This is a genomic window from Leucobacter faecis (assembly GCF_054456635.2).
The window spans coordinates 26095-48437 of sequence record NZ_JBTJEP020000013.1; the positions used below are offsets into that span (position 1 = coordinate 26095).

The window sequence follows — 22343 nt, forward strand, 5'->3', positions numbered from 1 at the left end:
TGGCAGGTAGCGCTCCACCGGGGCTTCGTGAAAATTCTAGTTCATTACGGGGTGTGCGGCAGAACGATGCAGCAGCGCGCGCAGTACGCACAGGCACCTTTTCTAAAAAGTAGAAGAATAGCTGATAGGTTTAGGGCATGGTTTTGCACACATCCGACACCGCGGTGACGCCCAATCTTGCCGCGGTCGCTTCTGCGCACCAGGCACACGCGCCTGCTACTAAGCCCGACCTCGCGGCCGCTACTCGCGCGGCGGGCGAGCTGCTCACCGCCCTCGGCGTCGACCTTGAGTCGGGCGAGCTGGGCCGCACGCCCGAGCGGGTCGCCCACACGCTTGCAGACCTGCTCACGCGCGGGGAGGCGCCGGCGGCGACGCTCATTCCCAGCGACGGGTACGACGGGCCGATTGTGATGCGCGATGTGCCGTTCACCGGCATGTGTGAGCACCATCTGCTGCCGTTTCGCGGCACCGCAACCGTCGCGTTTGTGCCGGGCGAGCAGGTCGTGGGGCTTTCGACGCTCGTGCGCGTCGTCGAGTACTTTGCGCGTGGGCTGCAGTTGCAAGAGCGCATGACCACGCAGATTGCAGACTGGCTCGAAGAGACCCTCGATCCGGCTGGTGTCGGTGTGCGCCTTGAAGCCGAGCACTTCTGCATGTCAATGCGAGGCGTTGGGGGGCCCGCCACTCGTGCCGAGACGCGCGTACTGCGCGGCAGCGTGACGGCGCAGGATCTCGCGGGAGCGCGAGCATGAGCGCCCGGCAGATCGGCAAGCGCAGCTTCGACTTCGACCGCCAGGTCGCCGTGATGGCGGTCATTAACCGCACGCCCGACTCGTTCTACGATCAGGGTGCCACGTTTGCGCTCGACCGCGCCGTCGAAGCAGCGCTCAAAGCCGACGCGCAGGGCGCCGACTGGATCGACGTCGGCGGAGTGCCGTTTGGGCGCGGCCCCGCCGTCTCCACGCAGGAGGAGATCGACCGCGTCGCCCCCTTCGTTGAAGCGGTAGCGCGCGTAAGCGACATCGTCGTGTCGGTCGATACGAACCGGGCTGCGGTCGCGCGGGCCGCGATCGACGCCGGTGCCGCCGTGATCAACGACACGAGCGGGCTCGGTGATCCCGAGATGGCCGGCGTGATCGCGGGGTCTGACGCTTCCATCGTGCTCACGCACAGCGTCGGCCCGTGGCGCGAAGAAAAACCCGCCGCCAAGTTCGACGACGTCGTAGACGAGGTCAAAGCGTTTCTCGCCGAGCGGGTGGCGCGAGCCGAGCGCGCGGGCATTCCCCGCGACAGGCTCATTCTCGACCCCGGCCACGACCTCGACAAAAACACGCTGCACACGCTTGAACTCACGCGCCGCTACGGCGAGCTGCAAGAGCTCGGGCTGCCGCTGCTGGCGGCCGTCTCGAACAAAGACTTCGTGGGCGAGGTGATCGACAAGCCCAAGCTCGAACGACTCTCGGGCTCGCTCGCGGCAATGACGGTGTGCATCATGAACGGCGCGCGCATCGTACGCATGCACAACATTTCCGAGAGCGTTGACGCGGTGCGCATGACCGAGGCTATTCTGGGGTGGCGGGCGCCTGTGCGCCTCGAGCACAACACGCACCCGACACACAACGTGTAACAGGCACATACGCGCGCACATACACGTGCAGCGCCGCCCGAAGGAGTGACCATGACGCACAGCGAGCACGCTCAGGAAGTCGGCCTCGAGACAGCAAGCTTCGAGGTGCCCGTCATCGACGGCATCTTCCCCGACACGAGGCGCGCGCTCACCGACGAGGCGCTGCTCGCTGAGCTCGATCACCCCGGTCTGCGCATGAACTTCGTGTCGAGTATCGATGGCGCGGTGACTCGCGACGGCCTCTCTGGAGGGCTTTCGGGGGCGGCCGACAAGCGGCTCTTTGGGCTGCTGCGCCGCGTGTGCGACGTGGTGCTCGTCGCCGCCGGCACCGTGCGCGACGAGGGCTACACGGCGATGCGCGTCGACCAAGCTTCGGCGCGCTGGCGCGAGGCACACGGCAAACCCGCCCACCCGGTGTTTGCGATCGCGTCACGCTCGCTCGATCTCGACCCCGAGTCTCCTATCTTCACCGATGCGCCGGTGCCTCCGATCCTGCTCACCACCGCGGCTTCAGCGGCCCGCGCCCACCTCTTCGAGGGACGCGCCGAGGTGGTCGTGGCCGCAAACGACGCGGGCGACCGAGTCGACGGAGCGCGCGCGGCCGCCGCCCTGCGCGCGCGCGGCCTCACGCGCATTCTGTGCGAGGGCGGGCCCACGTTCTTTGGCGCGCTCATCGACGCGGGCGCGGTCGATGAACTGTGCCTCACGATCGAACCGAGCCTCGAGGCGGGCGATGCGCGCCGGATCGCCACAGGCCCTGCCACTGCGCGTGACATGCAGCTGGCACGGGTGCTGCGCTCGGGCTCAACCCTGCTGCTGCGGTACGCCCGCGCGTAGGGCGACGTTCTTCGTTCAGTCGAGCCGCGATCTTTGTAGACGGCTAACCTAAACATCGGTCTCGTTTTTGTGGGTTTCCGAGAAGATTCGATGAGTTTCTTTTTGCCGCGTAATTACGCCGATTTTTTGGGGTCTCAATGTCGGTGGTCGCTGTTGTAATGAAATCATGCAACATCCATTCAGCGCCGAAAGCCCCAACCGGGGGCGATTGAACGACCTTGTCTCCCGGGTCGTGGAGGCTGATGCGCGCATGCGGGCGCTGCAGGCCGAGCTGACGGTGTTGCTGGCTGAGGCATACCGGCTGGCAGAGGCCGAGGGTGACTGGCCGTTCAAGCCCGCGCCGAGCGAAGATGACGATGCCGGCGCCGAGGGTCATTACGCCGACAGCATCGCGATCTCGGTCATCCGTGACCATGCAGCGCGAGACGGGAAATTGCGCGGCCTCGATGAGCCGTGGATGAGTAAAGGCTCGTCAACAGCGATGGGCGAAGCTATGCGCAAGATCATGGCGACGCTCGCGCAGCTCCGCGTCGATTTGAGCCGTGAGAATACTCGCCGAAACGTCGAGCACGCACGCTCCCAAGGTCGCATCGGCGGCCGCCCGGCCGTCATGACACCGGAGCGCGACGCAATGGCGAAGACGATGAGGGAGGATGACGAAAATCGTTCGGAAGTTGGCGACCGTTTGCGCATCTTCATTACGTACTCGGACCTGCGCCCGTTGAGTTTTCCGTGAGTGACTGAGATGGTGTTATAAGGGATGTTGCGATCCCGATACGACAGCGATAGACGCTAGCGTAACAAGAGATTCAAAGGAGAAGTGTTCATTAAGAATAGGTTTCGTATCTTCGCAGGTGCAATCGCATCCATAGGGTTGATGCTTGGCTTAGCTGTTACTGCATCCCCTGCAATGGCTTTAGGATCTGTAGACAGGGATGCGGCAGCTTGGGAGGTGTACGAGAAGGTTGAGCAAGCTGCTGACCCCGCTGCGGCAGTGGAGGCACTTTCCGCGAGCGAACGCGAGCTGTTTATCTATGCGGTGACTCCTGTGGAGGCACGTATCACGGAGGTCATAGATGAGGACGGTATGGCTACTTTCGCTACTTGTGGTACTGAGACGGTACGCGGTCAAGGCCTCAGCGCTATTGGGGTGGCTCTATATGACTTTTGGACAACTGGGCAGATTTGTTGGAATGGCGGAGTGAGCTCGGCAACGTATCTTGATGGTGGCGGTTATTCCGGTGCAGTCGGCTGGAATTACACCGGCTCATCATCAAGCCAAGGCATCGTAGGAGGCTGGGGCTACGCAGCTGGTACGCACTACTTCGAGTTCAACGTCGCTGGTGTTGTTGTTCAGTCTCCCGTCGGCTGCGCTCGAGTTGTCGGCAGTCCTGGTGGCGCACACTTCGGAGAAGTTGGCGTTTGCGGCATCGGTTAAACGGAAGGAGGAATGATGTCAGTTCAGGATGAAGTTTTCAGCAAAGAGAACGTCGGGCTGGGGAGCGTCCTGGCGGTTGCTTCGCTTGCGTTTGTGGTCGCGGTGCTTCTTGCTCCTCTCACTGTCATCTTGGCTGTTCCTGTGCTGATTGGAGTTGGCGTTCATCATTCGATTGCAATGGCTCGGACTACTGGCTCACCGGTTCCATTTGCAGTTCTTCTGGCGCTGGATATCATCATGCTGGTGGTAGTCGTCGGGAGCGCCTTGTTGTCCTTGTGAATTTTTGAAGTAGATGAAAAAGAGACTCCGAGCTAGGAACTTCTAGCTCGGAGTCTCTTTTTGATCGTGTCTGACGGCGAGACGACACTCGACGTGACCGTCGTGGTCACCCAGGTTGACGGTGGATTCAGTGACTCCTTCGTCGCGCAGAATGACGGTGGGAGAGTGCGCAGAATGACGGGGCGCGCGCAGCCGCAGGGGAGCGACTATTCCGCGTCGGTCGTGACCGGCCCGTCGATGAGCGCAGCGTAGCGCTCGCTCGCTGCTGCCGACACCTTGGCCGAGTCTGCCTTGTTGGGGCCGGGCTGCGCGAGCATGACGGTGTCACGAAAGTATGCGAGCTCTTGGATCGACTCGGCGATATCGGCGAGCGCCCGGTGCCCACCACGCTTCTTCGGCGCACCAAAGTAGGCGGCCGTGTACCAGCGGCGGCTCAGCTCCTTGATCGTCGACACGTCAATGCTGCGGTAGTGCAGCTTCTCTTCGAGCGCGGGCATGTACTTCGCGATGAAGCGGCGGTCCATGCCAATCGTGTTGCCCGCTACGAGCGGCCGGCGGCCCGCCGTGACGAAACGCTTCAGGTACGCGATCACCTGCTCTTCAGCCTCGGCCGGGGTGACGCCCGCCTCGATCCGGGGCAAGAGCCCCGAAGTTTCGTGCATGCCGCGCACAAAATCGTTCATGTTCGCGAGCGCCTCAGCCCCCGGATTAATGACGACCTCGAAGCCCGCGTCGAGCGGGGTGAGGTCGAAGTCAGTAACAATCACGGCGATTTCGCACAGACCGTCGCGGTCTGTGTCGAGCCCGGTCATTTCGCAGTCAATCCAAACGATTTGTTCTGCTGGGGTGTTCGACACTCTCGCTCCTTGCCGTGAGATGCCCGCGCCGAAGTGCACGGGGTGACCGCCCCAGTCTAGCGATCGGGCAAGCGTCGCGCAGCGTGCGTAGGCGCAGGGCCAAGCGCAAGGCCAAGCGCAAGGCCAGGCGCCGTGCAGGGGGAGTGCGCGTCGGCATCATAAGATTGAGGGCATGGCTGTTCTTCCCATTGTGATCTCAGGCGAGCCCGTGCTGCACGCCCCCGCCCAAACTGTCACCGAGTTTGATGACGCGCTGCGCACCCTCGTCGACGACATGTTCGAAACCACCGAGGCCGCACCCGGCGTGGGGCTCGCCGCCCCGCAGGTGGGCGTGAACAAGCGCGTGTTTGTGTGGATCTACGAAGATCAAGACGAGGCTCCCGCTCGCGGCGTGGCGATCAACCCCGAGCTGTGGATCGAACCGCTCGAGCCGGGGCTGCCGGGCGAAGAAGAGGTCGAGGGGTGCCTGTCGTTTCCGGGTGAGCGCTTCGCCCTGCGCCGGTCAAACCGTGCCCTGCTGCGCGCGCAAGACATCGACGGCAATCCGTTCGAGATCACGGCGACCGGCTGGTTCGCGCGCATCATGCAACACGAGTTCGATCACCTGAACGGCCTGCTCTACGTCGACCGGCTCGTGCACCCCGAGAACCGGGGCGCGCAAAAGGCCGAGCGTCGCAACGGCTGGGGCAAGCCCGGCCTCAGCTGGATGCCCGGCGAGGACGACCTCGAGGGCTAGCCGCTGCGTTAGCCACAGCGCGACCGAGCAGCGTCGCCGAAAATATGCGCGAGTAAATCCGCTTATGGTAGCTCGTTAAACGGATTTACTCGCGCATATTCTTTGTGCCAGCGCGGCGGGCGGGCGTGTGCATGTCTGACACGAGCGTCCACCCGCAAAGCGCCAGCGCGAGCAAGATCGCGGTGACACCAAACGCCCACCCAAAGCCGGCGACATCGACGAGGGCGCCGGCGATCAGCGGGCCGAGTACGCCGCCCAGGTCGCTGGCCATCGAGTACCCGGCGACGACCCCGCCGCCGCTGCGGCCGCCGAGCACATCGGCGAGCACCGCCTGCTGGGCGGGGTTGGCGAGGGCCGACCCCGCGCCCGCCGCGAACATCGCAGCCATCGCCAACAGAAGGTTGGGTGAGGCTGGAAACGCCGCGTAGCTCACCGCCAGCACGATCATGCCGGTGATGAGCAGGGGCCTGCGGCCGACGGTGTCGGTCCACCTCCCCGACGGAAAAATCAAGATCGCGTTGCCCGCCGCATACGCCGCGAGCACCCAGGCCGCCATCGCGGCGTCGCCGCTAAACACGACGGCCACAAAGATTGGCACGAGCGACACGCGCACGCCAAACGAGGCCCAGCCAAACGAGAACACCGACACGAGCAGCGCCCGGTACTGCGGCACCCGCACCGCGTCGATGAACAGCATCGGTGCGACGTCGCCCGGCTTCTGGGAGGGGCTGCCCGCCGCTTTCGACCCGCGCAACGCGATCGCGACGACGGCGGCCGCGATGAGCAGCATCACGAAGTAGAACACGAACGGCGCGCGCAGCCCAAAGCCGGCCACGATGCCGCCAAACACGGGGCCGAGCAGCCCGCCCAGCAAGAATCCGGCCGCGTTCAGGCTCGCCACGCGGCCGCGCGCGTTCAGCGGGCTGAGCTTCACGAGCAGCGCGGTCGCCGCGACCGTGAACATGGTCGAGCCGATACCGCCCGCCCCGCGCAGCACCACAAACTGCGTGTAGTCCTGCGCGAGCGCCGCCGCCCCCGTCGACACGGCCACGATCAAGATGCCCGCGGTGTAGCTGGCCCGCTCACCAAACCGGGCCACGACCCAGCCCGCAAGCGGCGCTGACACGAGTCGCATGCCCGCAAACGCGCTCACGATCGCCGACGCCGCAAAGTTCGACACCCCAAATTCGAGCGCGAACTGCGGGATCGCGGGCGCGACCACCCCGTATCCGAGCGCCACGGTGAACGCGCCTGCTACGAGCGCCCACACCTCGAACGGAAGCTTTGTTTTGGGGGCGGTCGTCACCCGCTGATCCTATCGAGTTTCGGTCGTGGGTGATTCTCGATCCGGATCGGTGCCTTGCTGCGCAGGGAGCTGCGCGCCCGCAGCTGCCGCGGGCGCGAGCGGCTCAGCCGCCGCAAGCGGCTCAGCCTCCCCGAGCGAATCTGCCGCCGCGAGGGCTTCGGCCTCCGCGCCGCCGATCGCCTCGCCGCGCGCGACCATGCCGGCCTGGTCAGACAGCGGGATCTGCTTGAGGAAGAGGGCAAGCAAGAACGCGAGCAGAATGAACGGGATCAGGTACCAGAACACGGGCGCGAGCGAGTCGGCATAGGCGGTGACCACGCCGTCTTGCACCCGGGCGGGCAGCTGCGCGAGCGACTGCGGGTCGATCGTGGCGACGGCCTGCTCGGCGTTCGCCATGCCCGCTCCCGTGAACACGGCGCCCAGATTGTCGCTGAGACGTGTCGTGAACATTGCTCCGAAAATCGCGACGCCTAAGGACGCGCCCACTTCACGGAAGTAATTGTTGGTGCTCGTGGCCGTGCCCACCATGGTCGCATCGACGGCGTTTTGTACGACGAGTACGACGACCTGCATGATGAGGCCGAGCCCCGCGCCAAATACGAACAGGTAGACGCAGATCAGCCAGATGGGGGTGCTTGCTGCGAGCGTCGTCATGGCCCCCATCGCGGCGGCCGTGACGAGCGTGCCGACGATCGGGTACACGCGGTAGCGCTGCCGCTTCGTGATCATGATGCCCGACCAGATCGACGTGCCCATCATGCCGACCATCATGGGCAGCATGAGCAGGCCCGAAACGGCCGCAGAGGTGCCCGACGACATCTGCAAGAACGTGGGCACGAACGCGATCGCCGCGAACATGCCGAGCCCGAGTGTGAACCCGATCGCGGTAGCGTTCAAGAAGATCGGGTTCTTGAACAGGCCAAGCGGAATGATCGGGTTTTCTGCGCGCGCTTCGATGATGACGAAGAGAGCCGCGGCGGCGATGAGGCCGATACCCCACATCCAGGTCTCGAGGGCGCCCCAGCCGTAGGCGCGGTTGCCGCCAAAGTCGGTGAAGAAGATGAGGCAGGTCGTGGCGATCGAAAGCGTGACGACGCCCGCAATGTCGATCTTCTTGGTGGCCTTCTTGCTGGGCAGGCGCAGCGCGAACCAGGCGATCGCGAAGGCCGCGATGCCGACGGGAATGTTGATGTAGAACGCCCACTGCCAGGTCATGTGGTCGACGAAGAAGCCACCGAGCAGCGGGCCCGCGACAGCCGAGAGGCCAAAGACCGCGCCGAGCGGGCCCATGTACTTGCCGCGTTCTGAAGCGGGCACGATGTCGGCGATGATCGCCTGTGACAGGATCATAAGCCCGCCGCCGCCGAGGCCCTGCATCGCGCGAAACGCTACGAGCCAGGTGAAATCGGGGGCGAGCGCGGCGCCCGCCGACGCGATCGTGAACGTGGCAATCGCGATCAAAAATAGGGTGCGACGGCCGAGCACGTCACCGAATTTGCCGTAGATCGGCATCACGATGGTGGTCGCGAGCAGGTAGGCAGTCGTGATCCACGCCTGGTGTTCGACACCGCCGAGCTGGCCGACAATCGTGGGCATGGCGGTTGACACGATGGTCTGGTCGAGGCTCGAGAGCATCATGCCGGCGATGAGCGCCGAGAAGATGATCCAGATGCGGCGCTGGGTGAGCAGCAGCGGGGCGGGGCTGGCGGTGTTTGCGGTGTCTGCGGTGTGCGCGGTGTGCGCGGTGCTCCGTGGGGCGGAAGCGGGCATAGAAGAGGTCCCTTTCGGGGCGTGGTGGGTGTGGTGTGTGGCGTGCAGCTTTAGGCGGGTGTCGGTGCCGGGGGCTGCGCGAACAGTTCGCGGCTGAGCGCGAGCGCCTCGCGCAGCGCCGGCCCGATGCTGCCGGTGCCGCCAGCGTGAAAGAACTCGTGCACTGTTGAGTGCAAGAGCCCGCCGACGAGCTGGATTGCGAGCCGCTGGCGTGGATCGCTCAGGGGGAGGCCCTCGCGCTCAGCGATCAGCGCGGCAAACCGGGCGTGTAGTTCTTCTGATTCACTAATGAATTTCTCGAGAAACGCGGGCTCCCGCCTGACGATCTCGTGCACGTGGGTAATCGTGCCAGCGATATCGAAGACCTCATCCAGTGACTCGATGGTCGCCTCGACGATGTCGTCGAGTAGCGTGGGGCTGATCGTGCCGTCGGCGGTGCCGTTCGCCATGAAGCGGTGTATGGCATCGCTCTCAAGCGCGTCGGGGGGAGTACCGATGACGGCGGCTTCCTTCGACGCAAAATAGTTGAAGAAGGTGCGCCGCGAGATACCTGCGGGTTCACAGACGTCTTCAACGGTGAACCCGGCGAGTCCGTGGGCGGCGGTGAGTTTGCGCGCGTGCTCGGTGATCGCGATGCGGGTGCGCCGCATCTTGGCCTCACGGCTTTGGTTCGCTGCACTCTGGGTCACAAAGTGCAATTATGCACGATCTGCCTGGGAGTGCAATTTGTTGATATAGGTGGGTGTGTAGCGAAAGTGCAGGCGATAGTCTGACAGCAGGCTTGCGTATTAGGGAATGATTAGTGAGGAGTGCGCCCGATGGCGGTAAATCCGATTGCACGCGCTCAAGTGACAAACTTTGGGCCCTTCGCGTCACTCGATGTAACGTTTTCACCCCACCTCAACGTGATCGTCGGCGAGAACGGGGCTGGAAAGTCACAACTCATTAAGTTGTTGTATTCAGCAACGGCGCCGTTGAGTCAGGTGGAAGATGAGCGCCCGACAAAAGCTAGGTTTAACAGGGCACTTGCCTCTAAGCTGCGGGGCGTATTTAGACCGGACTCTCTTGGGCGACTCACAAACCGACAGCAGGGGCACACTCGAAGTGAAATTCGTCTGCAGTTTAACCACATAGGGGCGCTTGACTTCGGGTTCTCAACGCGCTCTGCAACTGAAGTGCAGACTGCCGAGGTGCCAGATCGGTACCTCAGTGAGACCCCCGCGTTCATCCCAACACGTGAGCTGCTGTCTATCTACCCGGGCCTTGCGGCGCTCTATGACGAGCGCGTGATGGAGTTCGACGAAACGTGGCGTGACACTGCTGTGTTGCTTGGGCGGGGTGTAAGGCGCGGCCCCAGGGAGCAGACCGTTCAACGGGTACTTGCGCCGATTCAGGAGGCCTTGGGCGGTGCTGTTGTTGAAGAGAGCGGCCGCTTTTATCTGTCGCAGCCAGGCCTTGGCAAAATTGAGATGCACCTAGTGGCTGAGGGGTTTCGCAAGCTTGGCATGATTGCACGGCTCGTGGCGTCAGGTACTTTGCTTGAAGGTGGCTATCTGTTTTGGGATGAGCCAGAGGCCAATCTCAACCCCAAAACATTGAAGCAAGTCGCAGAAACTATTGTCGAGCTTGCGCAGTCCGGCGTGCAGGTATTTATTGCTACCCACAGCTTGTTTCTGCTGCGAGAAATTGAGATGCTCACCGAGCAGCGAGCGCTTGAGAGCGTCTTCGTTGGCCTCCAGCGCGACGATCAGGGTTTTGTAGTAGCGGAGTCGGATAGCAGCGTCGAAGGCATTGGTGATATTTCGGCACTCGATGCAGAGCTCGCTCAGTCAGTGAGATATTTGGAACTCACATGACACGCGTGAAGCTTACCGAACAGCGCTATGAATTCATCTTCGATGCGGGGTGGGTGGCCGAGCAGTATGACGAGTGGCGTCACTATCGTGAGAATTTGCAGCAGGTGCGCATCAAGGCGGGCAAAGATGAGCTCTCGGGCTGTGACTTCGTAGCGACAGACGGGTTTCGGGCGTACCTCGTCGAAGTGAAGGACTACGCATACCCAGGGACGACGCTACCTGAAGAGTTGCCGGGCAAGATCGCACTCAAGGCGCTAGATACACTTGCTGGGCTTGTGTCGGCTCGAGAAAAGGGCGGACCAGAATCAACTATCGCAGCGAGGGTGCTGAAGAGTCGTTCAATTCATCTGGTGGTCTCAATCGGGCTGCCTGATCGGCGGCGAAAGCTGATGTCACCAGAACTGTTTCTCGCCAACGTCAAACAAAAGCTGAAGGAATCAACGAAGCAGGTGCTGCCGCACCTGCACGTTCACCTGCTTGGTGAGCGCGGCAAAGCCTGGGACACCCGCCGCGTCGCGTAACCTGCTTGAAACCTTCGCGACACCCTGGTGAAATGTGGCGCCGCCGATCGGCTAATATTACTTAGAGTTACACTGGTCTGTTTCATGCCCGGAGTTTTGCGCTACACGCGTTAAAAACCGGTTCTCGAACAGGCCTTTATTCGTTTTATCGCAGAATATTGGAGAGCCGTGAGCGCACCCAAGAGCGCGAAGCGGATTCACTACGCATGGTGGATCCTCGTCGCAGTTAGTATCATCGTCGGTCTGGGCAAGGGGGCGCTGAACAACACCTCGGGGTTGTTTATCGCTCCGGTGACGAAGGACCTCGGGTTTGGTGTGGGGCAGTTCACACTGTACTTCTCGGTGGCGGCGATCGTGACCATGGTGTTCTTGCCCATCGGCGGCAAGCTGCTCGCCAAGTACGATGTGCGCCAGGTGGTGCTCGGAGCCATCACACTGCAGGCCGGCGCGATCATGCTGTTCGGTCTGATGAGTGCGGTGTGGGGCTGGTACCTCCTCGCGGTGCCGCTCAGTATGGGCGGCACGATCATCACGGTCATCGTGGGCCCCGTGCTCATCAACCAGTGGTTTAAGACACGCAACGGCCTCGCGCTGGGCGTGCTCTCGGCCGCTGGCGGCCTAATCGGTGCGATTGCGCAGCCCGTTACGTCGTTCCTTATTGGTGCGTACGGCTGGCGTATTGCCTACATGGTGCTTGGCGGGTTCTCGCTGGCCATCGTGGTGGCTGCCACCCTGCTCTTGTTGCGCAAGTCACCGGAGTCGATTGGCCTGCGTCCGCTGGGTGCCGAAGCCTCACCCGAGGCTGAGTTTGATGCAAGCGCTCCCGTGGCGGCCAAGCCGGTCTCGGCTGAGGGCATCGAGATTGCCGTCGCGCGCAAGTCTGTACCGTTCTTGATGCTTGCGCTGTTCTTCTTCTTCATCACCTCGGTGGCCTCGTTCTCGCAGCACATTCCGAACCACCTTGAGCAGCTCGGGTTTGAGCAGTCCTTCAGCGGCACGGTCATGAGTATCTACATGCTTGGCGTGCTCGTCGGCTCCCTGATCCTGGGCGCGCTTGTCGACATGCTCAGCTCGAAATTCACGGCCGTGCTCACGATGATCGTCGGCATTATTGCGATCGGTCTGCTGATTGTGACGAACAACCCAATCGTGATCTGCGTCGCAGTCGCCCTGTTCGGGCTCATTAGCGCATCGATTGGCATCATCGCCCCCGCCATGGTGACCTCGCTGTTTGGCAAGCGTGATTACGCGCAGATCTACGCGACCGCCTCGACGGGCCTCGCACTGGCCTCGATCGTGGCGCTACCCGCATACGGGTTCGTGTACGACGCGACGAAGACCTACCAGCCCGTACTCTTCGCAATCATTGTGATGCTCGCGATCAACATCGTGATCGTGCTCGTAGCATTTGCGGCGCAGAAGCGTATGGTGGCAAAGGGCGCGTGGCAGCACGCGGGCTAACCGCCACGCGGCTTTTGGTCGCGCAAATTTGACTCCGCCGAGGGCCGGCGACGGATACAAATCCCGGCCATAAGTCAACGAAAGGACTCATCTATGTCGCAGGATCAGCTCGCCGGGGGCGTAATCATTGTCACCGGCGGTGCCTCGGGAATTGGCGGGGCCACCAGCCGCGCTCTTGTTGCTCGTGGTGCACAGGTCGTAGCAGTTGACATTAACGAAGAGGCAGGCCAGGCGCTCGTAGCCGAGCTGCCCGAGCAGGTCGCGTTCTTCGCGGGCGATGTGTCTGACCCCGAGACCGCAAAGCAGGCGGTCGCGCTGGCTGTCGAGCGTTTTGGCAAGCTCACCGGGCTCGTCAACAACGCACACGCTTCACGCCAAAAGCCGCTGCTCGAGCTGGAGCAGAGCGACTGGGATCTCTCGTTCAACACGGGATTCCAAGCGACGCTCAACTTCATGAAGGCGGCGCACGCTGAGCTCGCCAAGGCGAACGGTGCGATCGTGAACTTCGGTTCGGGGGCCGCGATGAGCGGCCAGCCGACGCAGGCCGCCTACGCCGCCGCGAAAGAGGCCATCCGTGGGCTCTCGCGTGTGGCCGCGAACGAGTGGGCCGCCGACGGCATTCGTGTCAACGTGGTGTCGCCGCTCGCGCTCACCGCGGGGGTTGAGGCGTGGTCGAAGGCTGCGCCCGAGCAGTACCAGCAGGTGCTGAAGTCGACCCCGCTCGGCCGCTTTGGCGATCCGGAGTCAGATGTTGCCCCGATCATCGCGTTTCTGCTCTCGAAGGAGTCGCAGTACATGACCGGGCAGACACTCATGGCCGACGGCGGCACGCAGAAGCTGTACTAGGCCCGCGGGCACCTCGAACGAAAGCAGGGAGAACATGAACGATTACCTTGGACTCGCAGGCAAAGCGGGCCTCGTGACCGGTGCGGGCGACGGGATCGGCCGCGCCAGCGCCGTGGCCTTCGCGCAGGCTGGCGCCAACGTGCTGCTGTGTGACATTAGCGCAGAGCGACTTGAAGAGACCGCGTGCCTCGTGCGCGAGGCGGGCGCCGAAGCCGAGATTCTCGTGGGTGACGCCTCAGACGAGACGCTCGCTGAGCGCGCCGTCGCAATCGTCGTAGAGAAGTGGGGTGCACTCGACTTCGCGCACAACAACGCCGGTATTGGGGCGCCCACGACTCCCTTCACCGAGCAGGAGCGCGCCACCTGGGAGCGCATCTTCTCGCTAAATGTGTTTGGCACGATGCAGTTTATGAAGCACGAGCTGCGCCAGATGGAGAAGCAGGGCTCGGGCGCGATCGTCAACACGTCGTCGATGTCGGGTAAGCAGGGCTCTCCCGGCCTGTCGCCGTACAACGCGTCGAAGTGGGCCGTCAACGGCATCACGCAGACCGCGGCCCTCGAGTATGCCTCGAAGGGCATTCGCGTCAACGCGTTCTGCCCCGGTGCGACGCTCACCACTTCGCTGCTGAATTGGAAGCAGTCGTCACCCGAGGCCTATGACGCTGTCGCGGCAAGCATTCCGATGAAGCGCATGGCGGGTGTCGAAGAGCAGGCTGCCGCTGCCGTGTGGCTGTGCTCGGCGGCATCGAGCTACGTCACCGGCACGCTCTTGAACGTAGAGGGCGGCGACGGGATCCTCGGTAAGCAGTAGCATCTGCCGAAGAATGAGGGGGTTCAGTGTTCATGAGAACACTGAACCCCCTTTTCTGTTGCCCGGCGCCGTGCGTCTAGTGGAATGTCCTAGCTACAGCAGCTCTGCAATGAGGCGCTCGACCCGCGCTTTAATGGCGTCACGGATGGGGCGCACAGCCTCGATGCTCTGCCCCGCGGGGTCTTCGAGCTGCCAGTCTTCATAACGCTTACCGGGGTAGAACGGACAGGCGTCACCACAGCCCATCGTAATCACAGCATCGGCGGCCTGCACAGCCGCGTCGGTGAGGACCTTGGGGGCCTCGGCGGTAATATCAATGCCCTCTTCGAGCATCGCGGCGACCGCGGTGGGGTTGATGTGGTCAGCGGGAATTGATCCGGCAGAAAAGACCTCGATGCGGTCGCCCGCGAGGTGCCGCAGGTAACCCGCGGCCATTTGTGACCGGCCCGCGTTGTGTACGCAGACGAATAAGACAGAAGGGGTGGTGAGGGTCATGCTGGTTCCTTTGGGGAATGCTGAAATGAGCCGAGCAGCGCGGTCGCCGCGGCGGTACTAGTGGGTACAAATCTGTACCAAACCCACGTGCCCCGCCTCGTCGAAGTGACGAGGCCAGCGGTTTTGAGCACCTTGAGGTGGTGGGAGATGGTGGGCTGGGCGACGTCTGCGAGGGCCGCCAGATCGCACACGCACGACTCGCCGCGCGGGTCGGTGGCGATCGCCGAGAGGATGCGCAGCCTGAGGGGCTCGGCGAGCGCCTTCAGCGTGCTCGCAACGCTCTGCGCGGCCTCCGTGCCGATGGCGTGGTCTGTGACGGGAGCGCACGAAGACACCTCTGAAGCGGCCTCGGTTACGTCAGTGAGTGCGGTCATGATGCCCTCGTTCCGGTCGCGTAGGGGTCGGTTTTAAACCAGGTCTTCGCCAGCCAGAGTGAGACATACACCAGCCCCACCAGCACGGGCACCTCGATGAGCGGGCCCACGACACCGGCAAGCGCCTGCCCCGAGGTCGCCCCAAAGGTGCCGATCGCGACGGCAATTGCGAGCTCAAAGTTGTTGCCCGCGGCCGTGAACGCAAGCGACGTGGTGCGCGCATAGCCCAGCCCGATTGCTTTGCCGAGCGCCATGCCAATGAACCACATCAGACCGAAGTACGCGAGAAGCGGGGCCGCGATACGGGCCACGTCGAACGGATTCTTAGTGATGGCCTCGCCCTGAAAAGCGAAGAGCAGCACGATGGTGAACAGCAGACCGTAGAGCGCCCACGGCCCGATCCGGGGCAGAAAGGTGCCCTCGTACCATTCGCGGCCGCGACGCTTCTCTCCCAGCCAGCGTGACATGAAGCCGGCGATGAGCGGCACGCCCAAGAACACGAGCACGTTGAGTGCGATCTGCCACACCGAGACATCGAGCCCCTGCGAATCGAGGCCCAGCCAGCCCGGCAACACGGTGAGGTAGAACCAGCCCAGAAATGAGAAGGCGACGACCTGAAACACCGAGTTCATGGCGATCAGCACCGCGGTGGCCTCGCCATCACCGCAGGCGAGATCGTTCCAAATCACGATCATCGCGATGCAGCGGGCGAGCCCCACGATGATCACGCCGGTGCGGTACTCGGGCAGGTCGGCCAAGAAGATCCAGGCGAGCGTGAACATGAGGGCGGGGCCGAGTAGCCAGTTCAGCACGAACGACGAGACGAGCAGCTTCTTGTCGCCGGTGATCGCGGCGACCTTGCTGTAGCGCACCTTCGCGAGCACCGGGTACATCATGACGAGTAGACCCAGTGCGATCGGTACCGAGATCCCGCCCACCTCGAGGCGCGTGAGCAGCTCAGACAGGCCGGGAACGAAACGCCCCAGCAGCAGCCCCGCGATCATGGCGATGCCGATCCACAGGGCGAGCCACTTGTCGAGCGTAGACATTCGTTTGGGGGCGACCCGCACAGGCGCTTGAATAGACATGTGTCTATATTGACGGTTGTCGATGCAGTGCGCAAGTTTTGTGGGGTGAGTCCTCGCCGGGTAGCTTTCCTATAGGATCAATCGCGATAGGCAATCCAATGAATACCTGGATGGCGAGGGAGCCACATGGGACGTGCAAGCGACAACACCGGCAACGGGACAGAGAAAAGCATCAACATCACTAAGTTGGTGGTCTCTCTCGTCATACTGGCAGCCGCGCTGATCTTCATCTTCTCGAATCGCGGCACCGCGACCCTGCACTTTCTGAGCTTTCAGTTTGTGGCTCCCGGGTGGGCGTGGTTCCTAGTGCTCCTGGCGGCCGGCGTGGTGATCGGCTCGATTTTTCCCTGGTTTCGTAAGAAGAAGAAGTAGCGGCGCCAGCCAGGGGGGGTTGAACGTGCTCGTGAATTCTGCAGCACAGTGAAATTTGGGTCACAGTGAAACTTCGCCGCACGCGTTTGCAACGCGCTCTGTCGGTGCTCGAAAAAGACGACCAGACAACGCTGTCTTATGCCCTCTCCACCGAGCTCGTGGGAATGCTCGGGCTCCTCGGGCGCGTGCTGCTTGCTGGCTCGCAACCCACCAACGAGGTGGCGGGGTCTCTGTTGTCGCTCGCGCGCACCTACGGCAGCCTCAACCTGCGCATCATCGTGCTGCCCACTTTCATTTTGATCGAGGACCCGTCGAGCGACCCGGTCAAGACATCGGTGTTTGACGCCAATCACGCCCCGTTGCGGCTTGATCAGGTTGATGCGGTCGAGCGACTCATGCACACGGCGGCTGCGTCGCAGCTCGACCCCGCCGACGTCTCGGCGCGCGTCAAACGAATCAGTGCGGCGCCGCCGCGCTTTGGGTTTTGGGCGTCGCTCGCGGGCCACGTGCTGCTGACGCTCGGCTTTGGGCTCGTGCTCAGCCCCACGCTGCCCGCGCTGCCGGTCTACGCTGCCCTCGGGCTGCTCGTGGGACTCATCGTGCTGCAGGGTTCACGCGTGCCCACGCTCGCGCTGGTGCTGCCCGTCGTAGCGGCATTCACGGCGACGGCGATTGCTGGGCTTATCGCCCCCGAACTTGCAAGTCAGAGCGTGCTCAGCCTGGTCACGCCCGCGATCGCAAGTATGCTGCCGGGGCTGACGCTCACGATCGCGACGGTCGAGCTGACAAACGGCCAGATCATCGCGGGCGCGAGCCGCATGCTGTACGGCTTCGCCTCGCTGGCGCTGCTAGCATTTGGGCTATACCTGGGCATGGTCGTTTCGGGTATGTCGCACCCGCACACCTCAAGCGGTGACCGGCTGGGCGCGTGGGCGCCCTGGCTCGGCATCGTGCTCGTCGCGATCGGCTACTACCTCTACTCAGTGGCTCCCAGGGGCTCGCTAATCTGGATCTTGTTTGCGTTGAGCGTGGCCTACGCGGGCCAGCTGCTCGGCCATATGCTGCTCGGTGCGGCGCTCTCGGGGCTCATTGGTGCCGTGATCTCGGTGCCCGCGATCTACCTGGTCTCGCACCTGCCGCGGGCCCCGCAGCCATCGGTAATGCTCACCTGCGCGTACTGGATGATGGTGCCCGGCACCATGGGGTTCATCGGCCTCACCGAGACCGTTTCGGGCACGGCCGGGGGAGGCAGCGCCCTGCTGCAAACGGTCGCGGGCATCTTCGCCATCGCGATCGGCATGGTCGTGGGCACCGGCCTCAGCCGCGACACCGGGGCTGTGGCGCGGGCCTGGGTCTCGACCCGGATCAGGTAGCCGTGCTTGGGATGAAAAATTAGCCGCCTTCGAGCTCGTGAACACGGGTATCGCGCGCCAACGGTGCAAACCAGCTTGCATCGTTGCGAGTGATTTGTTGACGGTACGCCCAAGCAAGCAAATCAGGTAGGCCGAGCAACGGCTCAGCTGATGGGCGCGCATGGTATTCAGTTGCGTCACGGTGAAGCGTCCCGGCCCGCCGGAGATCGCCGAACGTGAACCGGTCATGACGGTTGGCGGCCGGAGTCTCTAGCGAGTCAAGCACGAAAAGCGTCGTTCCTTCCTCCTTATGAAGTAGCGGCGCGATAAATGAAAGGCATCGCCGGCGTGCACTATGCCCATGATCATCATCTAGATCGACGGCCGTCTGTACGACAACATCCATACCATCGTGCTGGCTGGCTGCGAGCGATAGGGCACTGCGGAGGGAAGTGAGTTCATTCCGACGGTACATCGGAGAAGCATGCATTGTGTCGCCACCATAAAACTCAAGTAGGGCTGTTCGACTGCGGTCGAGATCGTCCGGGTAAACGATGGCCGATGCGATGATATAGAAAGTCTTGCCTTCGCGCAGCTCGTAGGACTCATCGAGGAACGCTATGGGCGCTCTGTTCTCTGCATAAAGACGGTGTAGCTGAATGTCCACGATCCTCCTGCAAAGATGCGACCCCCAGGACGCCGTAGCGAGCCTGGGGGTCATACGCTTCACCGGCGGTGCATAAAATGCCTGGCGGGTTACCTGCGCTGCACTTCTAAGATACCAGCTTGTTCATGCGCCGTCTACGCGCGCGCATGCACGTTTGGGTGAGCGCTGCTTCCTGCTGCGGCTCAGGGTGCGGGGGTGAATCCATCTTTTAGCATCACCCTACGGCGTCGGGCGTGCATCGCCTCAAACAGAGGCACGTTACCGTCCCGAAAATCATGCACAAGCGCAACCTTTCCCGACGTCGCCGCCACGCCGCGGGTAATTCGCCCGAGCTGCTGTATGACCCTCCCCTTAAAGGAAATCGGCACAGCGAGAAACAGTGTGTCAAGCGTTGGTAGATCCAACCCTTCGCCCGCAACCTTGTCAATCGCAACGAGCGTGAATGGCTCGCGGCTATCGACGAGTGCGGCGAGGGCGTCTCGGACTTCACGGCGTTCAGCCGGTGAAAGCCTGCCATGCAGGGAGAATGTGGGTGTGCTCGAGCGCTGACGAATGCTCTCCATGAGTGTGTCGAGGTGATCGATCCGGTTAGTGAGAACTAGTGAGCAGCGTCCGTCAGTAGCGGCATCAAGGACGCTATCTACCACGAGTGTGTTCCGCGCTTCGTCATGGGCAAGCTCCGTGTAGATCGCTTGTATCGACGGCCCATCACTGCCCGTCTCATCTGTGGCGAACTGCGTGTCGTGAATTCGGAGCTCTCGCTTTACTACGGTTTCCTGCATCATGGTGTGGCGTATCGGCCCACACTGCATGGTGATCAGCCCGTCCATTTTGTCGGCACGGTACGGAGTGGCAGTCAGGCCCAGCCACCTGGGAGCATCAACTTGGCGCAGCGCAGCCTCGATCGCAGGCGCCGCGATCCGGTGGCACTCATCAATAATGATCTGCCCGTACTCGTTCAAAATGGTGGGGTCACCTTCACGGTGGGCGATCGATTGCCACATGATGAGGTCGACCACCCCGCGCCGCTTACGGCGACCAGCTCCGAGCTGACCGATTTGGCTTTCAGTAAGTGATAGAAACTCCTGTAGTCGCGTGCGCCACTGTGCCAGTAGCTCGCGATTGCCGACGAGGATCGCGGTTGGCTTTTGTCGTTTCGCAATGAGCGCGCAGGCGATCACGGTCTTGCCCGCCCCTGGGGGTGCAACGAGTACACCGGTTTCGTGTTTGTCCATCGCGCTAACTGCAGCCCGCTGATCTTTGTGGAGCGTTCCGCTGAATTTGACTTCGATCGAAGTTCGTTTGCGACGTGTTTTCGTGACACTGACTTTGAAGCTGGCATCTTCAAGCCGCAGACTGGTCTCATCAAGTAATCCGCGCGGGATCCGTAATTCTTCACCGTCATGCTCAAAACAGGTGACCAAGCGCGGTGTTCCATAAGTGCTGCGACGTTGTGCCTGTCTGAGGTAGAACTCTGGATTCGGAATAGAAGCCAGATGTTTGAGGTCGATGATGACGGTGCCCGGCAGCGATGCGGTCGGCACATGCAAGACCGAGTCGAGTCGCAGTCGAACATTCTGTTCTGCACCCGGTGCGGCAAGGTGTTCCTTGGCCGCAGCGCGAATTGCCGCACGCTGGGGCCGGAGTGGAAGGTTCTCTGCCGGCCCAAGCAGGTTAGTTGCCCCCGCTCCGATGATTTTGGTCAACGATTCAGCGTCAGCGAGCCGAACTTTTGCAAGCTCAGCGAATTGATCCTTGAACGGAACCCACGTTGTGGGGTCGGCGAATACAGAGGTGGATCGGGCCCGGCAATTGCCGCTCAAAGGCAACGCGATTAGGTTGCCAAACCGCGCTCGTCCGGTGGACTGGGTAGGGAGTTTGTCTTGGGACGGAAAGAAGCGGTCGTAGCTTTCGAAACTCATGCTCGGGCACGACGCCATCGCGCGCCGCAACAGCTGCGCGCCTGCGGCGCGTGCTGTCGCAGCGGGAACCGCTGAGTCGAAGAACATCCACACGTGGGCGCCTTCCCCCGAACGCGAGATCTCGGCGAGTACGTCGAACCCCGCTTCCTTACATGCCGCCGCATATGCGGCCGCATCGCGGCGCCAGTCACCGTCATCGAAGTCACAGGCGAGCAGGCGGCACTGGTCATTCTCAAGCAGCGGGTACAAACCTGCGTGCCATTCAATATCGGGATCGCGCCGAAGGTGGCGTTCGAGTACAGAAGCTGTGAGCGGAAGGTAATCTGACGGCCTTGGATTGCGGTAGTCACTGCCGTAGCGAATTGCCGGACTCCATCCGGACTTGCCGGTTTTCTTGCTGAGCCACCGGTTTGCGTAGACATCGCTTCGCCCAATGAAGCGCGCGCTGAACAGCGCCATTTTTTCTGCAGGACTCGATCCGGCGTGGACGTGGGCGGGGGAGGGGATGCCGTTCTCAGTCTCTGATGTGAGGTTCCTGCTCGGTGTTGAGACACTGTCGAGCAGTCGAAGTTCATTTCTCGCCTGGGAGAGCTGGTTCTCCAACACGGTTATACGCTTCAGTAACTCGACCCGCGCATCCACTGCTTCAGCCCGCTCTGACACTCCACCAGGTTATCAATGCGCGGCGCGCCTGCCCACTGTGACTGATAGATCGACGTGTGATGCGCGACCCCGGTATTCGTCGAGCCTAGCCGGGCCAAAACCTGCAATCACGAAGATCTGTCTGGAGAAAGGCTGTTGCCCCGGGGGTCCGAGCCGAAAAGCTCGAATAGTCCCGGGGCGTTACGAGAACCACATTACCTGACTCATGTGGATCAGGCAGGTCAGCGGGCGGTTCACTCACCAATGCCCGCTCGTCATCAAGTTATGGGGTCACTCGGCAAGGTCGCAGTGCCCAGCGTCTTCGTTTATGCGCGTGCTGCACTATCCGCCCACCGCGACAATTGCCGGGTAGGCGCAGACAACACAGACCGCGCTGGCAGCAGCAATGCCCAGCGCGAAGACACTCGCACCGAATATCAGAAACGTAACTTCGCCTTTACGTGCGTTCATGAGCGACTTCGGGGCTGGCCGTAACGTCATCGATTGGTCTCCATCTCGGTTAAGGGGTATGGTTCTTCCCCCCTCGCGAAAGTGGCGGGCAGAGTGACTGAGCAGGCAACTTGACCCTTCAAACGCCAGACGAGCGCTATGCCGGTAAGTAACACCGCCGCGAGCGCAAGAATGGGCTGCAGTGGCGCAAACCAGGTGATGGCACCGGCGTAGCCGAGTGCGAGCAGCGCGATCTTGTTGCAGACTGGGCAGCCAACGGCGAACCACGTGAGAAGGCTCCCCGCGAGCCCAAATCGTGCTGTGCGACGGTCTGCGGGAGTGGCTTCAGTCGTATCACGCGCACCCGTTGCGCTGGGAGACACGTAGGTGGCGGCGAGCATTCCGACGCCCACTGAGTTGACGAGCAACACCGGGTAGTTCCACCACACAGTCGCGATCTCGCGTGCAAATAGCGGGTTGGGAATCAGCACGGTGACCACTCCCACAAGCACTGCGAACCCGAGCGCGATCGATACCGCGACGAGGTATTGCCGCCGCGTCCACGAGCGGAGCGCGCGCCGCGCGAGCGTCAAAGATTCTCGGGTAGAGGAGAAAGAAAAACGCTGAGCCAAAGAG

Annotated in this window: 25 protein-coding genes; 15 read left to right on the forward strand and 10 right to left on the reverse strand. The window is 62.4% G+C overall.

Annotated elements, in window-relative coordinates:
• Positions 1-137: 137 nt before the first annotated feature.
• From folE to ACXR2T_RS10855, 7 genes are all read left to right on the forward strand, one after another.
• Entirely contained in the window at positions 138-752 is a 615-nt protein-coding gene (gene folE / locus ACXR2T_RS10825) for a GTP cyclohydrolase I (RefSeq protein WP_458815685.1), read from the forward strand.
• Positions 749-1627 (forward strand): dihydropteroate synthase, encoded by an 879-nt coding sequence (gene folP / locus ACXR2T_RS10830; RefSeq protein WP_458839420.1) that lies wholly within the window; start codon positions 749-751, stop codon positions 1625-1627. Before folE ends, folP begins: the two co-directional genes overlap by 4 nt.
• Before the next feature lie 51 nt (positions 1628-1678).
• A complete protein-coding gene (locus ACXR2T_RS10835; RefSeq protein WP_458839418.1) occupies positions 1679-2464 on the forward strand; it encodes a pyrimidine reductase family protein in 786 nt (261 codons plus the stop codon).
• A 166-nt stretch (positions 2465-2630) separates the two neighbouring features.
• Positions 2631-3200: a hypothetical protein gene (locus tag ACXR2T_RS10840; protein ID WP_458839416.1), complete on the forward strand. Its 570-nt coding sequence runs from the start codon at positions 2631-2633 to the stop codon at positions 3198-3200.
• Between the two features lie 84 nt (positions 3201-3284).
• Positions 3285-3902 carry a hypothetical protein gene (locus ACXR2T_RS10845; RefSeq protein WP_458839414.1) on the forward strand — a complete coding sequence of 206 codons (618 nt, stop codon included), beginning with the start codon at positions 3285-3287 and terminating at the stop codon, positions 3900-3902.
• A 12-nt stretch (positions 3903-3914) separates the two neighbouring features.
• The gene (locus tag ACXR2T_RS10850) at positions 3915-4181 is read left to right on the forward strand and encodes a hypothetical protein (RefSeq protein WP_489945525.1); all 267 of its coding nucleotides are present in this window, start codon (positions 3915-3917) and stop codon (positions 4179-4181) included.
• 66 nt (positions 4182-4247) lie between these two features.
• Entirely contained in the window at positions 4248-4433 is a 186-nt protein-coding gene (locus ACXR2T_RS10855; RefSeq protein ID WP_458815697.1) for a hypothetical protein, read from the forward strand.
• On the opposite strand, the gene orn is transcribed toward ACXR2T_RS10855, so the two are convergent.
• Positions 4388-5038: an oligoribonuclease gene (gene orn / locus ACXR2T_RS10860; protein ID WP_458815699.1), complete on the reverse strand. Its 651-nt coding sequence runs from the start codon at positions 5036-5038 to the stop codon at positions 4388-4390. The genes ACXR2T_RS10855 and orn overlap by 46 nt on opposite strands.
• A gap of 172 nt (positions 5039-5210) precedes the next feature.
• On the opposite strand from orn, the gene def reads away from it, so the two are divergent.
• Complete coding sequence (gene def, locus ACXR2T_RS10865; RefSeq protein ID WP_458815701.1) at positions 5211-5774, forward strand: peptide deformylase; 564 nt, start codon at positions 5211-5213, stop codon at positions 5772-5774.
• An 85-nt stretch (positions 5775-5859) separates the two neighbouring features.
• Here the strand turns inward: def and ACXR2T_RS10870 are convergent, their stop codons facing one another.
• From ACXR2T_RS10870 to ACXR2T_RS10880, 3 genes are read right to left on the reverse strand one after another with little or no spacing between them, the layout of a single operon-like run.
• Positions 5860-7080 (reverse strand): MFS transporter, encoded by a 1221-nt coding sequence (locus ACXR2T_RS10870; protein WP_458815703.1) that lies wholly within the window; start codon positions 7078-7080, stop codon positions 5860-5862.
• A gap of 9 nt (positions 7081-7089) precedes the next feature.
• The gene (locus ACXR2T_RS10875) at positions 7090-8850 is read right to left on the reverse strand and encodes an MDR family MFS transporter (RefSeq protein WP_458839410.1); all 1761 of its coding nucleotides are present in this window, start codon (positions 8848-8850) and stop codon (positions 7090-7092) included.
• 50 nt (positions 8851-8900) lie between these two features.
• On the reverse strand, positions 8901-9539 hold the full coding sequence (locus tag ACXR2T_RS10880; RefSeq protein ID WP_458839408.1) for a TetR/AcrR family transcriptional regulator: 639 nt from the start codon (positions 9537-9539) through the stop codon (positions 8901-8903).
• Positions 9540-9668: 129 nt separating this feature from the next.
• Between ACXR2T_RS10880 and ACXR2T_RS10885 the strand changes: the two genes are divergently transcribed.
• The 5 genes from ACXR2T_RS10885 to ACXR2T_RS10905 all read left to right on the forward strand — a co-directional run bounded on the left by ACXR2T_RS10885 (position 9669) and on the right by ACXR2T_RS10905 (position 14345).
• On the forward strand, positions 9669-10706 hold the full coding sequence (locus ACXR2T_RS10885; protein WP_458815709.1) for an AAA family ATPase: 1038 nt from the start codon (positions 9669-9671) through the stop codon (positions 10704-10706).
• Positions 10703-11227, forward strand: a complete 525-nt coding sequence (locus ACXR2T_RS10890) for a cysteine--tRNA ligase (protein WP_458815711.1) — start codon at positions 10703-10705, stop codon at positions 11225-11227. The genes ACXR2T_RS10885 and ACXR2T_RS10890 overlap by 4 nt, the downstream gene beginning before the upstream one ends.
• Before the next feature lie 168 nt (positions 11228-11395).
• On the forward strand, positions 11396-12688 hold the full coding sequence (locus ACXR2T_RS10895; protein WP_458839407.1) for an MFS transporter: 1293 nt from the start codon (positions 11396-11398) through the stop codon (positions 12686-12688).
• A 93-nt stretch (positions 12689-12781) separates the two neighbouring features.
• Positions 12782-13534 carry an SDR family NAD(P)-dependent oxidoreductase gene (locus ACXR2T_RS10900; RefSeq protein ID WP_458839405.1) on the forward strand — a complete coding sequence of 251 codons (753 nt, stop codon included), beginning with the start codon at positions 12782-12784 and terminating at the stop codon, positions 13532-13534.
• A gap of 34 nt (positions 13535-13568) precedes the next feature.
• Entirely contained in the window at positions 13569-14345 is a 777-nt protein-coding gene (locus ACXR2T_RS10905; protein ID WP_458839403.1) for an SDR family NAD(P)-dependent oxidoreductase, read from the forward strand.
• Positions 14346-14438: 93 nt separating this feature from the next.
• Here ACXR2T_RS10905 and ACXR2T_RS10910 read toward each other — a convergent pair whose 3' ends face one another.
• The 3 genes from ACXR2T_RS10910 to arsB are packed head-to-tail and all read right to left on the reverse strand — an operon-like array spanning position 14439 to position 16302.
• Complete coding sequence (locus ACXR2T_RS10910) at positions 14439-14840, reverse strand: arsenate reductase ArsC (protein ID WP_458815719.1); 402 nt, start codon at positions 14838-14840, stop codon at positions 14439-14441.
• Positions 14837-15214: an ArsR/SmtB family transcription factor gene (locus ACXR2T_RS10915; RefSeq protein ID WP_458815721.1), complete on the reverse strand. Its 378-nt coding sequence runs from the start codon at positions 15212-15214 to the stop codon at positions 14837-14839. Before ACXR2T_RS10915 ends, ACXR2T_RS10910 begins: the two co-directional genes overlap by 4 nt.
• Positions 15211-16302: an ACR3 family arsenite efflux transporter gene (arsB, locus tag ACXR2T_RS10920; RefSeq protein WP_458815723.1), complete on the reverse strand. Its 1092-nt coding sequence runs from the start codon at positions 16300-16302 to the stop codon at positions 15211-15213. Before arsB ends, ACXR2T_RS10915 begins: the two co-directional genes overlap by 4 nt.
• Before the next feature lie 126 nt (positions 16303-16428).
• On the opposite strand from arsB, the gene ACXR2T_RS10925 reads away from it, so the two are divergent.
• Positions 16429-16674, forward strand: coding sequence for a LapA family protein (locus ACXR2T_RS10925; RefSeq protein WP_458815725.1), 246 nt, complete (start codon positions 16429-16431; stop codon positions 16672-16674).
• 104 nt (positions 16675-16778) lie between these two features.
• Positions 16779-18047 carry a threonine/serine exporter family protein gene (locus ACXR2T_RS10930; protein WP_489945526.1) on the forward strand — a complete coding sequence of 423 codons (1269 nt, stop codon included), beginning with the start codon at positions 16779-16781 and terminating at the stop codon, positions 18045-18047.
• Between the two features lie 19 nt (positions 18048-18066).
• Here ACXR2T_RS10930 and ACXR2T_RS10935 read toward each other — a convergent pair whose 3' ends face one another.
• The 3 genes from ACXR2T_RS10935 to ACXR2T_RS10945 form a co-directional block, all read right to left on the reverse strand.
• Positions 18067-18693: a hypothetical protein gene (locus ACXR2T_RS10935; RefSeq protein WP_458839399.1), complete on the reverse strand. Its 627-nt coding sequence runs from the start codon at positions 18691-18693 to the stop codon at positions 18067-18069.
• Between the two features lie 182 nt (positions 18694-18875).
• The gene (locus ACXR2T_RS10940) at positions 18876-21278 is read right to left on the reverse strand and encodes a TOTE conflict system archaeo-eukaryotic primase domain-containing protein (protein WP_458839397.1); all 2403 of its coding nucleotides are present in this window, start codon (positions 21276-21278) and stop codon (positions 18876-18878) included.
• Between the two features lie 476 nt (positions 21279-21754).
• Positions 21755-22339: a hypothetical protein gene (locus ACXR2T_RS10945; protein WP_458839395.1), complete on the reverse strand. Its 585-nt coding sequence runs from the start codon at positions 22337-22339 to the stop codon at positions 21755-21757.
• Positions 22340-22343: the final 4 nt, after the last annotated feature.

Excerpts from the sequence above, each read along its gene's own strand:
- ACXR2T_RS10840 (WP_458839416.1), top strand. The coding sequence starts at position 2,631 with ATGCAACATCCATTCAGCGCCGAAAGCCCCAACCGGGGGCGATTGAAC.
- ACXR2T_RS10890 (WP_458815711.1), top strand. The coding sequence starts at position 10,703 with ATGACACGCGTGAAGCTTACCGAACAGCGCTATGAATTCATCTTCGAT.
- ACXR2T_RS10835 (WP_458839418.1), top strand. The coding sequence starts at position 1,679 with ATGACGCACAGCGAGCACGCTCAGGAAGTCGGCCTCGAGACAGCAAGC.
- arsB (WP_458815723.1), bottom strand. The coding sequence starts at position 16,302 with ATGTCTATTCAAGCGCCTGTGCGGGTCGCCCCCAAACGAATGTCTACG.
- ACXR2T_RS10850 (WP_489945525.1), top strand. The coding sequence starts at position 3,915 with ATGATGTCAGTTCAGGATGAAGTTTTCAGCAAAGAGAACGTCGGGCTG.
- ACXR2T_RS10885 (WP_458815709.1), top strand. The coding sequence starts at position 9,669 with ATGGCGGTAAATCCGATTGCACGCGCTCAAGTGACAAACTTTGGGCCC.
- folE (WP_458815685.1), top strand. The coding sequence starts at position 138 with ATGGTTTTGCACACATCCGACACCGCGGTGACGCCCAATCTTGCCGCG.
- ACXR2T_RS10900 (WP_458839405.1), top strand. The coding sequence starts at position 12,782 with ATGTCGCAGGATCAGCTCGCCGGGGGCGTAATCATTGTCACCGGCGGT.
- ACXR2T_RS10925 (WP_458815725.1), top strand. The coding sequence starts at position 16,429 with ATGGGACGTGCAAGCGACAACACCGGCAACGGGACAGAGAAAAGCATC.
- ACXR2T_RS10905 (WP_458839403.1), top strand. The coding sequence starts at position 13,569 with ATGAACGATTACCTTGGACTCGCAGGCAAAGCGGGCCTCGTGACCGGT.
- def (WP_458815701.1), top strand. The coding sequence starts at position 5,211 with ATGGCTGTTCTTCCCATTGTGATCTCAGGCGAGCCCGTGCTGCACGCC.
- ACXR2T_RS10915 (WP_458815721.1), bottom strand. The coding sequence starts at position 15,214 with ATGACCGCACTCACTGACGTAACCGAGGCCGCTTCAGAGGTGTCTTCG.
- folP (WP_458839420.1), top strand. The coding sequence starts at position 749 with ATGAGCGCCCGGCAGATCGGCAAGCGCAGCTTCGACTTCGACCGCCAG.
- ACXR2T_RS10910 (WP_458815719.1), bottom strand. The coding sequence starts at position 14,840 with ATGACCCTCACCACCCCTTCTGTCTTATTCGTCTGCGTACACAACGCG.
- ACXR2T_RS10875 (WP_458839410.1), bottom strand. The coding sequence starts at position 8,850 with ATGCCCGCTTCCGCCCCACGGAGCACCGCGCACACCGCGCACACCGCA.